We start from the raw sequence: 13,283 nt of genomic DNA, 5'->3' as shown, positions 1-13,283 counted from the left end.
CAAGATGTTATCGAAGTGCCCAAGCCGTAGTTCTTGCGCCTGCATAAGCTAAGCCCGTGAGGCTTTACTCTGCGCGAAGATGCGTCAATCGTCATAACTTACGCGGAACCTTGGATAACATACCGGGCGTTATTCCGTAGATCCGGCGCATCCAGCTCGACATGTGGCTTTGATCAACAAATCCCGCAGCAATAGCCGCCTCTGCGAGTGAGCATTCCGCAAGGATGAGCGCCCGAGCGTGTCTTAGCCTCATTCGTAGGACATACTGATGCGGACTGATCCCAACGGTGCGCCGGAACAGTCGCGGGAAGTTGAAGCGATTTTGCTTCGCCAAGTCTGCCAGATCGTTAATCAAAAAAGTGCTGCCGATGTTTTCGTTCACGTACCTGTTGATTTCTTCCATCACCTCGTTGGGCATCTGCCCACGTGGTACTGGCTTCTCTATAGAACCACAGTATGAGCTCGCGACAAGTTCTACGAGGTCATCCGCGATCAGTTCGCCGTCACCCTCTGTGAGGCCCGAATTCAGCCAAGTCGAGAAATCTTCAACGGCAATGCCAATCCCTGCATCGAATCCGCTGAGTTGCGGCCCGAACGATCTAAAGGAAAGACCGCTCGAAGCCGCTGAAACAGCCAAGCGCTGAGTTGGGATAGAGACGACAAGCAGGTGAGCGGGGCCCCCGAAGCTTCCGTTGAATTCAACTCCTTCGGGAATGACAGTTATATTCCCACAATGTGCAATGTGATTAAGCGTTTCGCGACCGACGCGGCAGTCAACAGGCACCGCATTATGTCTGTTCAGCATAATCAGGTTCTGCTTACTGTAGCCCTTCACTTGGGCTCCGCATCTGATCTGCATCCTGAACGCGGACACGTTGTCCTCCCCCGTCGCAGTAGCTGCACTATCGACGTCGATCTTCGCTGAACCTGGTTCGTGCAACCCAAGAGTTGAAGCTGGCAATAGCGACCTCCAAAAACTCAGCCAAAAGGAGCGTTCGCGATTGCGATCGCGACATCGTCATTGAGGCATGATGAGACAATATTGAATGCCCGAGACCCTTACCGCCCGAGCGCTATCTTTTACGGAGCTCCGAAACCCTCGGAGCGCAGGCAATCCTTGCTTTCTGCTAAGAAGTGGTCGCAAGAGCCGAGAGGTCTGCTGCCATCGTGGATAAAGGGTGCGAGCTTGCGTCGACCCGATGCTTAATCGGGTCAGCTCAATGTGATGGGTTCGGTGTCGCGGTCACTCTTGCCCAAGAGCTGGCCGTCGTCCGACACGCCGTAGCGGATAAGAAGCCGCGCCGTTTTGTTTTAAAAAAGGCGCGGGCTGAGATATGTGAGTTGATCAGAGCACAGTGGCCGAGCTACTGACAATCCTCTGCGCTTCGTGAAACTCTACTGGAGCGTAATGCGGGTTAGCTCCTGATGAACGCCAGCATATCTTCGTTCAAGGTTTCAGCATTAATTGTCAGCATGCCATGCGAGAACCCTGGGTAAGTCTTGAGCTTGCCGGTTTTCAGCAGCTTGATCGACTTCAACGCGGCATCGGCGATCGGAACGATCTGGTCGTCTTCACCATGCAGAACCAGCGTCTGCACGGTAATCGCCTTCAGGTCTTCCGTCTGGTCCGTTTCCGAGAAGGCCTTGATACCATCGTAATGGGCCTTTGCGCCACCCATCATGCCCTGACGCCACCAGTTCTGGATCACACCTTCATGGACGGTGGCACCGTCACGGTTGAAGCCATAGAACGGGCCGGAAGGAACATCGCGGAAGAACTGCGCGCGGTTAGCAGCAAGAGCGGAACGGAAGCCGTCGAACACGTCCAGCGGCAAGCCCTCCGGATTTGTGTCCGTCTTAACCATCAGAGGCGGGACGGCGGAAACGAGAACGGCTTTAGCTACGCGACCTGCCGGCTGGCCATGCTTGGCGACATAGCGGGCGACTTCCCCGCCACCGGTGGAATGGCCGATATGGACGGCATTCTTGAGATCTAGCGCTTCGATGACAGCAAAAGCATCGGAGGCGTAGTGGTCCATGTCATGACCGTCTGCGACCTGGGTGGATCGGCCATGACCACGACGGTCATGCGCGACAACACGGTAGCCCTTGGACAGGAAAAACAGCATCTGCGCGTCCCAGTCATCCGACGACAGCGGCCAACCATGATGGAAGACAATCGGCTGCGCGTCCTTCGGACCCCAGTCCTTATAGAAGATTTCGACGCCGTCCTTGGTGGTAACGAAGCTGCTAGTCATATCAAAATTTCCCTCTGTCTTGTTGGTGGTGAAACTCTGGGCTGGAGCCGGCAGGTTGAACGAGCCAATGAAATAGCTGCGCCACTACCGATCAAAACGCCCCTTCGGGTGGCCTGGAGACCGGGCACCGTTGGAGGCAATGGCATTGTCAATTCCCTTGGTAGATTGGCTGGCGCTCAGATCAAAAGTGACGTCCGAGGAATGCGCGAATAAAATCCGCAATCTCAGTTGAGTGCGTCTCGAGCGCAAAATGACCGGCATCTAGGAAGTGAACATGGCCATTGGGGAGGTCGCGCTTATAGGCTTCTGCGCCCGCAGGTATGAAGGCAGGATCATGCCGTCCCCAAACCGCGAGGAACGGCGGCTGGTGCGTGCGGAAATAGTCCTGGAATTGCGGGTAACGTTCAACGTTGCTGGCATAGTCCCGGATCAGGTCCAACTGTATTTCCTCGGCTCCCGGTCGTGCCATCAAGGCGATGTCCAGCATGTAACCGTCAGGCGCAAGCAGACGTGGATCGGCGCCTTTCCGGTACTGCCAGTTCTCGATGACGTCTGCCGACAACGATGAGCGACAAGCCTCTCGATTTTCCGGCGTGTCATCGCGCCAATAAGCCTGCCACGAGCCCCACTCGTCGCTGAACCCGTCTAGATAGGCATTGCCGTTTTGACTGATCAGCGCCGTCACTCGATCCGGGTGGGCAACCGCCAGTCTCAGGCCAACAGGGGCGCCGTAGTCGAAGATGTAGAGCGCATATTTCTTGAGGTCCAAGGCATCGACAAAGCCGCCGATGACATCAGCCAGATTGTCGAACGTGTAATCGAACTCACCCCGCGGCGGAGCCGACGTGTATCCGAATCCCGGGAGATCCGGTGCAATGACGCGATATCTGTCGGCCAGTCGCGGGATCAAGTCCCTAAACATGTGGCTGGAGCTCGGAAAGCCATGGAGAAGCAGGAGGACCGGTGCATCCTTTGCTCCCGCCTCGCGGTAGAACACACTGACATTACCAACCTGCTGAGTCTTGTAGGTCACACTCATAACATTATCCTTTTGCAAGAGTGATAGGGCGATAGGTGGGATATTTCGGACCACAAATAGGGCGGCCACCGAAAGCTAGTATCTCGGTCGCGATATCACTCGTGTCCCGAGTGATGTGACCTCGTCTTGGAGCGCTACTGACCGAGCCAGGAGCGGGACGGCAATACCTTTCTCCATGGCGGAATCTTTAATCAGCTGAGCAGTCGCGATTTCCGTTTCCCGCAAAGCCTGAGCCGCAGAATCGTGTTTGATCAAATTGGGTAGTTTCATACGGATTAGCGGACTCGCCATAGGTCCCGTCATTATCAACTGTTGAAAGGCTTTGAGATCGACATCGGCGTGCCGGGCGTAGTTCACAGCTTCCGCCAGGGCAGCGATCATGGTCGCGACAAAGACATTGGATGCCGCCTTGGTTGCGACCGCTTTTGGCACTGCCCCGCACAAGATGATGTCGCAGCACATCGTGTTGAGCAAGGGCTTCACAACTTCGAGATCCTCATCATCGCCGGCAAGCATAGCCACAAGTTGACCCGACTCGGCAGGTCCCCGTTGGCCCAAGACCGGCGCCTCGACATACCGAGCGCCAGCAAGGCGCAGATCGTGGCTGAGTTCCTCGGAATAGGCGGAAGACGGCGTTCCCGTATTGACGACAACATGGCCGGCGACCATCGAGGCGAAGCGGGCCGTGTGGCGCCCGAGAACCGCATCAATGGCACTCTCGGTCGAGAGCATGAGAAAAACGGTCCTCGCCCGGCCAAACACATCGGTGGGATTGGCTGCAACTTGCGCGCCACTTCGCTCAAGGATTCGCGACTTTTCTTGCGAACGGTTCCAGACGACAAGTGGGCGTCCGGACCTCAAAAGGTTTAAAGCCATAGGTTGGCCCATTGTACCCAGGCCGATAAAGCCAATCGGTGTCTTGTCTTTTCTGATCATTGTTTTTGTGCCTCATGCAGGTGGGGCAAGCCATTGACCGTGCGTGAGCCGACGCCACGCCCAGTGAGCGCCCGCCTGTTCTTTTAAACGTCGGCCGGTACTACTGAGACGGTAGCCGAGCAGCCAACGGCTCACTGCCGTCAGCTGCGTCGAAGATCACTTTGCAGCGTCCTCAATAATCTCGGCCACCTTGTCGGGATTTGAGACCATCACAACATGGGAGGCGCTTTTGACAACAGTCGTCTGCTTGGCATTGGCACGTTTGGCCATCCAGGCGAGTGCTTCCGGAGGAATGTTCTTGTCGGCATCCCCGTAGATTGCCCAAGACGGAATATCCTTCCAACCTGCATTGGACGTCGGCTCGCCGAGCGCGAAGTCCGTGACGGGCCTCTGAGTCGCAGCCATGATCTTCGCCTCATCTGCGGATACGTCGGCGGCAAACTGATCGTGGAATTTGTCCTGCTGGATATAGAGATCCTTGACGCCGTCCTTCAGTTCCACGGGGACGGCGAGCGTTGGGGGAAGTGTACTTCCAGGAAACTTGGCGGTAAGGGCCAAAGCTGTCTCACCGACATCGGGAACGAATGCCGCAACGTAGACTAGAGACTTTATGTTTCCGCCGGCCTTGGCTGCTTCGGTGATGACGGAGCCACCGTAGGAGTGGCCAACAAGAACAACCTCGGCCTTCAACCCGGCGACGATGCGGCGCACATAATCGCCGTCACCCTTGACACTGCGCAGAGGATTGGCAACCGCAACGACCGGGTAGCCGTCTTTCTCGAGCCTGGCGACAACGCCGCTCCAGCTTGAAGCGTCGGCGAATGCGCCGTGAACAAGGACGATCGTCGGTTTCGAACCTTCTGCACCATATGCCGAGCCGGCGCTGACGGATGCGGCGAGCAAGGTAAGGCCAATAGCTGATTTCAACATGATTGAGTTCCTTTCTTCGGTTTTCAAGTTTGATGGTCAATCTGGTGAATGCAGGAGTTCGTGGACTCGCAAAACTGAAGTCAGCCCGTTCGTCTTCTCAACACGGCGTTTTCCGCTTCGAGTTCGGCAAGCCGTCTACGCAACGGATCGATCGCAGCGACAATTTCTGCCTCAGTAAAGCGGGGCGTTATATGCTGCTGGCAGTTCCAGTCGAAACTTGCGAGCTCCAATCGAAAGACCCGCTCAAGCCTTCCCTTGTAAATGCTGTCGGTGACAATCCTGGCCAAGTCGGAATCTTCGTCGGGTCCGAGTTTCTTCACATGGGCATAGATCTTCAGGCGACTGCGGCTGGGATAGTCCATCAGAATGAGGCATGCCCGGTCGTTGCCGACGAAATTGCCCGTGCTGATATACTGCCTGTTGCCACGATAGTCGGCAAAAGCCAGAGTGCGCTCGTCCAGGACCTTAAGGAAGCCGCGCGGCCCGCCGCGGTGCTGCACATAGGGCCAGCCTGTCTCCGAGACAGAAGCCATGTAGAAACTGTCGCGCGTCGCAATAAACGCCTGCTCGGCGTCCGTGAACTGATCGAACTCTCGATGGCCCTTGAAGTCGGACCATAGGGCGTCGGCCCCCATCTCGGTCTGAACGGCCTTGACGGTTGGCGTTATGGCAATGTCAAGAAATCCATATGCCATTTCACTCTCCACATTTCTCGTTGGCGACGAATATGCCGCCTTTTTCGTTTCGGGATAATTCGGTAAATATGAGAATGATCTCTCCGGAAAATGGGAAGATAAATGGATAGATTTGAGGCCATGAAGATCCTGACAGCTGTCGTCGAGAGCGGAAGCTTCTCCGCCGCCTCGCGGCAGCTTCGTGTCCCGGTCACAACAGTCGCGCGCAAAACCGCACAGCTTGAATCCCTCCTAGGGGCAGAGCTCCTCATTCGGACCACTCGTCAACTCACCCTGACAGACGCTGGGGCGACCTACCTTGCTGGGGTGCGGCGGATACTCGATCAGTTGGAGGAGATCGAGCGTGATGTCGCCGGAGAATTCATTATTGCCAAGGGGGAGCTCGTCATCACCGCGCCCGTTCAGTTTGGCCAGCTTCATATCCTGCCTATTGTCACCGACTTTCTTGCGGCCTTTCCAGAAATCACGATCAAGCTGTTGCTGTTTGACCGCAACATGCAGCTGGTAGAAGGCCAGGTGGACATGGCCGTGCGCATCGGCAAGCTTCCCGACAGCGCTATGATTTCGACCAGTGTCGGAACCATGCGAATTGTTGTCTGCGCAAGCCCGACCTTCCTCAACACGCATGGAACGCCCGAAACCCCTGAAGACCTGAAGAACATTCCTTGTGTCACCTACGACGGCCCCGGTCACTTGACCGAATGGGGCTTCGTCGATCCGAAAACGAAGAAGTCCATGCAAATTCCAGTGACCGCACGTTTGTCGGTGACAACCACCGAGGCGGCGGTCCGTGCGGCCGTTCAACATGTCGGTGTGACGCGGCTTCTGCACTATCAGGCAATCGATGCCGTTAAGGCTGATGGCCTGCAAATCGTCCTCGAGCGATTCGAGATTGAGCCGGTGCCGGTCAGCCTCGTTCACGCCGGACGCGGCCAGATGCCGCTCAAGATGCGACGCTTTCTTGATTTTGCAGCGCCACGACTTCGCCAGAGGCTGATTGAGATCAGTAACCAAGGAGATACTGACGTATACGAAACATGCCCCAGGCTATGAGCCTCATATTTCGGCACGCCACGGCGGTTATGAACGTTTGCGCCAAAAAGAACGGCCCCGCAAATGCCGCACAAATCGTTCCAGCTTCCTATGTAAATGGTTTGCGCCAACTCCCGGAATAAGCCGCCCGGAATTAAGGCCGCGACGGCGTAAACGATGTGACTTGCCTACAGACAGAAAACTGCCTCAAATCGTGAATTAAGAGTTGAGATCATTTGCTGATCCGTGTCACCAAGAAGGCGCTGGCGATGACATCCGGGGAGGCTTTGTCAGGCGTGCCAGCGGAGAAGGGCGGTTGGGGTCATATTCGATGATCAATTGAGCGGCCTTTGCAGTGCGCTCGTCGCGGAGTTCCGCGAGTATTTAGAGCCTGAAATCGATGCCTGCGGTTACTCCACCACCGCTGATTCTGTTTCTGTCCACCACCCGTTCATGCACTGGTGTGACACCCGAGGCTGCAAGTGCGGCGTAGCATGCCTGATGGATCGGTCGAGCCAGTCGATGATCCGATGGACGACCGCGTTGGGCGGTTAGCGACGAAAAATATGATCAATTGTCTTAGGTTCAAATGCGAGGAACGAATGTCCGATCTCCCGACCTACCTGAATTACATTTGGCCGGCTTATATCGCTTACCTCATAGCTCTTGTAACTCCTGGGCCCGCTAATTTCGCGATAATGGGTGCCGCAATTTCTCAAGGACGGCGTGCTGGTCTCATGATGGCGCTCGGCGTCTTTTGCGGGTCGTTGACATGGGCATGTGCGGCAGCATTGGGATTGGCGACCCTTCTTCGTACGTACGCATTCGCGCTCGAAGTCGTGAAGGTCATAGGTGGGCTCTATCTTCTCTTCCTCGCATGGAAGGCCCTTAAAGCGGCGCGTAAAAGCTCCGGCGACTTGACGATAACCGAAGCTGGCACGCAACACAGCGGCACGCTACTCTGGCTTCGCGGTTACGCGATCCACGTTACCAATCCCAAAGCCGTGTTCGCATGGCTTGCAATCATCTCACTCGGGCTTCCCCCGAACGCGCCTGGGCCGGCGGTTGCGTTGATCGTCGGCATTTGTTGTTCTTCGAGCCTGCTGATCTTCAGTGGCTACGCCTTGATCTTTTCGACGCGTCACGCTCTGAACGCCTACCTGTCTGCCCGTCGTTGGATCGAAATCACGATGGCGGCCTTCTACGGATTGGCTGGCGTGAAATTACTTACGAGCCGGATCTGACGGCGTCATGTTGCAAAGCAGTCCGGTGGCGAGTTCGCGGAAGGCTTCGATAGCCTTGAGAAGGGTCTGCGCGGGCTCGTTGCTGGCAGCAACCCAAAGCGCGGCATTGAGCGCGGCACCACTCAGCAACCGGGCAGCCGCTTCTGGATCAAGGGGCTTTAGTTTGCGCTGCTTCAGCAGTTGTTCGATGGTAACCCTCGTTACCTGCAGACAGCTGTTCTGGCTGGGCCATTGCGAGGGATCGCCCAGCACGGCCGGCCCGTCAAGCAGGACGATGCGTTGCACCTCAGGCTCCAGTGCCATCTCGATATACGCCGAAGCCTCGGTGAGCAGTCGTTGCCAGCCATCCTCAATCTCAGCCGCCCTCTCTCGGGCACGTACCGCCATTTCGGTGTCAATTTGATCCACCACCGCTGCGAGTAGGCCACGCTTATCGCCGAAATTGGAGTAGAGCGCCCCTCTGGTAAGGCCAGCATCAGCCGTTATTTCGTCCATGGAGGAGGCTGAGTAGCCATCTCGCGCAAAATGCTTGCGCGCAGTCGAGACTAAGCGCGTCCGGTTCAGCTGCATGGTTTCGCTGCGCTTCGCCATCAAGCCCATCCTTTCAAATACGATGCGTATCCGAATATTGACATACGTCCCGTATCTAATTACATACGCTTCGTATATCAACTCGAGAGGCTCTTGGAAAGAACATCTCGGAGCCCAGCGACTTAAGGAAATGAAGATGACAAAGCCCCAAGCCATATTTCCGGAAAACAGACATTCCCTCTATGATGTTCACCGCTACTCGGCTGCCGTCAGCTCAGGGGACTTGCTGTTCGTTTCCGGACAGGTGGGGAGCCGCGACGACGGGTCGCCGGAGCCGGATTTTGAAAAGCAGGTGAGGCTCGCGTTTCGCAATCTCGAAGCGACGCTCGCCGCAGCCGGCTGTACGCTGGATGATCTTATCGATGTGACGACCTTCCACACTGATCCTGAAAATCAATTCGAGGTTGTCATGGCGGTTCGGCAGGAATTCTTCACGAGCCCACCTTATCCGAACTGGACCGCTGTCGGCGTCAACTGGCTTGCCGGGTTCGCATTTGAGATCAAAGTAATCGCACGTATTCCAATCGGCACATCATCCTGAAGTGACGTTTGTGGTGCGCCGCTTTGCGCGCCCCACGACTCATATCGGGCTACGTGGAGACTTGGCTCGCCGAACGGGTCGAAGTTAGTCGAGGGTTCCTGATTAGCATCTCGCTCGGGAGGTCCGTTTATGCCGTTCTTGTTCAAGGGGAGCGCTACTTTCTGCTCCAGCTAAACTAGGGAGTTGCCATTCATGCTACAGGGGACTGAACGTTCCATAAGTTGTTTTATGCAACTTATAGTTGCATTTATACATCACTCTGACTACAAGGAGTTTAGCGTGACCTGTCCCACCTGACATTGGTACGGAGTATGAAAATGCAGCACTGGCTCGACAAGCTGACAGATCTTGCAGCACTTCGCGGCGACGAAACCATCCTGAAGGACGCCCTAAGCCACCTCGCCGAGCAGGCGGGGTTTGGCGGCTATGCTTATCTTTATATTCGACCGGGTCACACGGTCGCCGCGTCCAATTATCCCCCGGAATGGCGGGCTCTTTATTTCAAAAGGAAGTTCGAGGCGGTCGATCCGATAGTCAACCGTGCCAAGTCACTGAAGCAGGCCTTTGTGTGGAGCGGAGAACAGGAGCGAAAGCGCCTTTCAAAGGAAGAGCGCGAATTCTTCGATCGCGCCGCTGATTTCGGCATTCGCTCGGGAATTACCATTCCCATCAGGGCTGCGAACGGCTCGACCTCCATGTTCACGCTGGCTTCAGACACGACCGAAATCCAGCTTGAGCGCGAGATCAATCCGGTCGCCGCGGCGGCGGCCGTTGGCCAACTCCACACCCGGATGTCGTTGCTCCCGCTGACGCCGACCGATCAATACCCGGACTACCTCGACCCAAAAGAGGCTGCCTATCTGAACTGGATCGCTGTCGGCAAGACCATGGACGAAGCCGCCGATCTAGAGGGGGTCAAGTACAATTCAGTGAAAAGTAAGATTGAGGAAACCCGCAAGCGGCTTCAAGTCCATACCATGCCGCATCTTGTGGCGCTGGCTATCCGCGCCGGCCTGATTTAGCTGCCGAGATCAGTTGGTCGACACCTTCGGAATATAGCCGAGAAGCTCAACAAGCGTGTTCAACGCGCTCATCTGTGCGTGCATCTCGATCATGGCTTCAATGTATTCCAGGTGCTGTGCGCCACCCGCGGCCTTGCCGACCTGATATTCCTGCGGGAGAGCCTGAAACAGCTGATCCGCCTTCTCGAGGAGCTGCCTGTGAAGCCGGATGGCGTTCACTGTTAGCAGCTCAAGTTCGCCGGTTGGCAGCCCACGCGTCAGTCCGATCACCGGGCGAAGCTCGCAAGCCCTGGATACTGTGGCGTCATTAAATTCCATGATGATCCAACCCTTCAGATACTGTTTGCGGTGCGCCCCCGCAAACACATACTCTGATCCCAAGCCGGGGGTTGGAAAACTGTATCTGGACAGTCCTGCGACCTTTAGCACCGGAGCACCTGGACATACGTCGCAGGCCCACCGGCCAATGGCCAGAGGATTTCGGTGTCGCCTCGGCCGACACCAGCCGCCAGATAGAGGTTTCCACACCTCGGGGCAGCGCGTACTGCCCTGTTCGCCCTTATAAAGGGCTCATGTTGTTTTCGCTAGAGCGATGGAAAGACAAAGATTTTGCAGATCTGCAGAAACGTCATGGTCTTCCTCCTATTCCCGTCAAGTCAATCCTAATACTCGCCTTGTTCGGATCCGACACGGCGGCGTCCGCTGAAATCTTGGATTCGCTACTGTTTCTCTCGGAGTTGGCGGGTTCGTTGCCGTCAGCGGGGGTGTCTTGCGGTGGCTGCACGGGTTTCGCTTCACCCGGATCCTCCGCCCGAAACACCGCCACACCTTCGAAATATCCCGTCTGCCAGGCGATGACCGCGTCCTCCGTAACCTGTGGCAGGACGTCTTTGGCTGAGGGATTGCCATACCATTTCAGGACGATGCGCCAAACCTTTGCAAATAGCGCGGTCCCCATGCGGATGTTCTCACATGGCTCGACCATCTCCGGCTTCAACTGCCCGGCCTCAAAGATGCCGATGCCGGCCGGATACTGGGTGATACCCACGCGAACGCTGTTGCGACCGAGATTGTCGCGGATCAGAGCGAGTGCCTCTTCGTGCGTTGTCGGCTTCGGCACGAGCACCACCCGGCTGCCGGAGCGCACGGTGACCGCCAGCGGATCCTGCGATCCGGCTTGCGTGATGAACTGCTCAACGATCGCAGGCTTGAGGTAAGGATCGGCGCATTTCTGAATCAGGGCGGCATCGAGCATCCCGGGTACTCCTTATGTATTGAAGGCCATGACGACGGGCAGGCTGAAGAGCCTCGCCCAGGCTGTGACGCTCGCTTTCTGGATCGCGACGATCGATGTGTTGTCCGTCCACCAGCCATTCCCCACCGCAATGATCACCTGGGGCGAGTGCAGCAGTGATTGCAGGACGGGCCAGAGGATGAGTTGCTCGTAGCAAATCAGCGGCGCGATCTTGATTCCATCAACCTCGACCACCGGATTGGCGAAAAAGTCGGCCCCCGCGCCACCGCCCTGCCCGGTCCATTGCAACCAAGGTTGCCACATCGAGCCGGGAACCGGCATGCGCTCGCGATAAAGGATCGTTGCAGCATCGGCCGAGATCGCCACCATCACGGTGTCATAACCCCTTGGGTCGATGACGGCAGCACCCGCGATGACGGTGAGCTCTAGGCCAAGGAGAGCTTCCTGCCAGACCCGCGCTGTAGTCGGCGTCCAGAACCCAAGCGCGCTTTCAGGCAGTACCACGACACGAACATCCTTGCCTGCCTCCGTGGCCTTGCGCACCCTCGCGATCAGGTCACGGTGATACTGAAGCGAGCCATCACGCCCAAGGTTTCGGCCTTGTTCCAGATCGACGGCTATCCATCCGGGTGCTAGTTTTGGGGGCGTCCAGTTCGTGGCGGACCAGACGTACAGTCCTCCAAAGACTGCGACCGCGATTTGCCATCTTCGACCGGTCATGACGACCAACAGGATGGCGGTCGCGCCTACTCCCCACCATCTCCAGCCAGGAAACAGCACTCCGGCGGCTGTCAGCGGATGCGCCCAACCGGTGATGCCGAATGGCGGTAGTCCCGTCAGCGCCATGGCCGCGAGATAGCGTAACGCTCTGGCCGCGTCCGTCCCTCTCTTCCCGGAAGCGTCTCCACCACGAAGTTTCGTCCAGAACACTGCGTGGATGATGACGAAAGATGCGGAAGCTATTACCCATAGCACCAGTCCGGGCCAGAGATCCGCGGCATAGAAGTTGGCGACGCCCTGCGGCAAACCGCGGGAGGCCGCCAGGAAATACCCGGCCGCCAAAAGTGCCGCGATCGTGCGTGACGGCGCTCTCGCCCAGAGGAGAGGAAAGACCATCGCGAGCGAGAGAAGAAGCACCTCACCGCTCCAGCCGATCCAGCCACAGGCAATGGACGCGATGATCAGAAGGATGGGTTTCCAGCGAAGAGTCAGATGATTGTCACCGCTTTCACGGCTCGAAGGTGAAAACCGGCCACGCCAGGCCGAGAAGACCAGTATCCGGAACCGGACCAAAATATCGGGAGTCATAGGAGCTCGCAAAGGGTGAGTGAAGAAACAGATGGTGCGGCGGCACGACACCGCCTGGATCGGGGTTGATCACCCTGCCCTCGCCGTCCGTGCGCCACACAGACGATCCGGGAACCGAACGGCCGTCGATGAGCACGTGATCGGTGATGTCGACACGCTGTCCGGGCAACGCCGCGATCCTCTTGATCAATGGCGCGACGCCGCCAGGGCAAAGCCCTCGCCGAAGATATCCGCGCCGCCACGCCTCTGCGAACATCGCTGTCGTGGGCGGGCACAGTAACACCAGATCGCCGATGGCGACCGGACGCTGAAGCTTCTCGATACGCCAGAGGCCGAGCGGCTCGCTTGGGGTCAGGTTCAGCCGGTAGCGGCCGATGAACCCAGACGCCGCCAGTGCGGACATGGTGACGGCGGCGCCCGCCACAAACATAA

The 13,283-nt window shown here is 57.1% G+C and carries 15 protein-coding genes; 4 read left to right on the top strand and 11 right to left on the bottom strand.

The annotated features are described in order from the left end of the window. Positions 1 to 91: 91 nt before the first annotated feature. The 6 genes from EYD00_RS23775 to EYD00_RS23750 form a co-directional block, all read right to left on the bottom strand. Positions 92 to 835, bottom strand: a complete 744-nt coding sequence (locus EYD00_RS23775; protein ID WP_193604435.1) for an AraC family transcriptional regulator — start codon at positions 833 to 835, stop codon at positions 92 to 94. 580 nt (positions 836 to 1,415) lie between these two features. Next, on the bottom strand, positions 1,416 to 2,258 hold the full coding sequence (locus tag EYD00_RS23770; protein WP_034499353.1) for an alpha/beta fold hydrolase: 843 nt from the start codon (positions 2,256 to 2,258) through the stop codon (positions 1,416 to 1,418). Positions 2,259 to 2,439: 181 nt separating this feature from the next. Continuing rightward, positions 2,440 to 3,297, bottom strand: a complete 858-nt coding sequence (locus EYD00_RS23765; RefSeq protein WP_034499350.1) for an alpha/beta fold hydrolase — start codon at positions 3,295 to 3,297, stop codon at positions 2,440 to 2,442. Positions 3,298 to 3,372: 75 nt separating this feature from the next. Next, a complete protein-coding gene (locus EYD00_RS23760) occupies positions 3,373 to 4,233 on the bottom strand; it encodes an NAD(P)-dependent oxidoreductase (RefSeq protein ID WP_051674260.1) in 861 nt (286 codons plus the stop codon). Between the two features lie 156 nt (positions 4,234 to 4,389). Next, on the bottom strand, positions 4,390 to 5,163 hold the full coding sequence (locus EYD00_RS23755; protein ID WP_034499348.1) for an alpha/beta fold hydrolase: 774 nt from the start codon (positions 5,161 to 5,163) through the stop codon (positions 4,390 to 4,392). An 80-nt stretch (positions 5,164 to 5,243) separates the two neighbouring features. Beyond that, positions 5,244 to 5,858 (bottom strand): pyridoxamine 5'-phosphate oxidase family protein, encoded by a 615-nt coding sequence (locus EYD00_RS23750; RefSeq protein ID WP_034499347.1) that lies wholly within the window; start codon positions 5,856 to 5,858, stop codon positions 5,244 to 5,246. Positions 5,859 to 5,960: 102 nt separating this feature from the next. On the opposite strand from EYD00_RS23750, the gene EYD00_RS23745 reads away from it, so the two are divergent. Further along, positions 5,961 to 6,911, top strand: coding sequence for a LysR family transcriptional regulator (locus EYD00_RS23745; RefSeq protein ID WP_051674258.1), 951 nt, complete (start codon positions 5,961 to 5,963; stop codon positions 6,909 to 6,911). Positions 6,912 to 7,492: 581 nt separating this feature from the next. Continuing rightward, positions 7,493 to 8,134, top strand: coding sequence for a LysE family translocator (locus EYD00_RS23740; protein WP_034499797.1), 642 nt, complete (start codon positions 7,493 to 7,495; stop codon positions 8,132 to 8,134). Here the strand turns inward: EYD00_RS23740 and EYD00_RS23735 are convergent. Continuing rightward, the gene (locus EYD00_RS23735) at positions 8,114 to 8,725 is read right to left on the bottom strand and encodes a TetR/AcrR family transcriptional regulator (RefSeq protein WP_051674335.1); all 612 of its coding nucleotides are present in this window, start codon (positions 8,723 to 8,725) and stop codon (positions 8,114 to 8,116) included. The genes EYD00_RS23740 and EYD00_RS23735 overlap by 21 nt on opposite strands. 136 nt (positions 8,726 to 8,861) lie before the next feature. On the opposite strand from EYD00_RS23735, the gene EYD00_RS23730 reads away from it, so the two are divergent. Continuing rightward, a complete protein-coding gene (locus tag EYD00_RS23730; protein WP_034499346.1) occupies positions 8,862 to 9,266 on the top strand; it encodes a RidA family protein in 405 nt (134 codons plus the stop codon). A gap of 317 nt (positions 9,267 to 9,583) precedes the next feature. Next, entirely contained in the window at positions 9,584 to 10,288 is a 705-nt protein-coding gene (gene traR / locus EYD00_RS23725; protein WP_034499345.1) for an autoinducer-binding transcriptional regulator TraR, read from the top strand. Between the two features lie 9 nt (positions 10,289 to 10,297). Here traR and EYD00_RS23720 read toward each other — a convergent pair whose 3' ends face one another. From EYD00_RS23720 to traF, 4 genes are all read right to left on the bottom strand, one after another. Further along, complete coding sequence (locus EYD00_RS23720; RefSeq protein WP_034499794.1) at positions 10,298 to 10,606, bottom strand: transcriptional repressor TraM; 309 nt, start codon at positions 10,604 to 10,606, stop codon at positions 10,298 to 10,300. A 310-nt stretch (positions 10,607 to 10,916) separates the two neighbouring features. Beyond that, positions 10,917 to 11,543, bottom strand: a complete 627-nt coding sequence (locus EYD00_RS23715; protein WP_034499343.1) for a TraH family protein — start codon at positions 11,541 to 11,543, stop codon at positions 10,917 to 10,919. Positions 11,544 to 11,555: 12 nt separating this feature from the next. Continuing rightward, positions 11,556 to 12,851, bottom strand: a complete 1,296-nt coding sequence (locus EYD00_RS23710; protein ID WP_081859560.1) for a conjugal transfer protein TraB — start codon at positions 12,849 to 12,851, stop codon at positions 11,556 to 11,558. After that, positions 12,772 to 13,281, bottom strand: coding sequence for a conjugative transfer signal peptidase TraF (gene traF / locus EYD00_RS23705; protein ID WP_502685802.1), 510 nt, complete (start codon positions 13,279 to 13,281; stop codon positions 12,772 to 12,774). The genes EYD00_RS23710 and traF overlap by 80 nt, the downstream gene beginning before the upstream one ends. Positions 13,282 to 13,283: the final 2 nt, after the last annotated feature.

Source organism: Agrobacterium sp. 33MFTa1.1, from assembly GCF_004328495.1.
In the GTDB taxonomy this organism is placed as follows: domain Bacteria; phylum Pseudomonadota; class Alphaproteobacteria; order Rhizobiales; family Rhizobiaceae; genus Agrobacterium; species Agrobacterium pusense.
The sequence above is the reverse complement of the archived record's forward strand: the minus strand, read 5'-3'. Positions and strand labels throughout refer to the sequence as shown.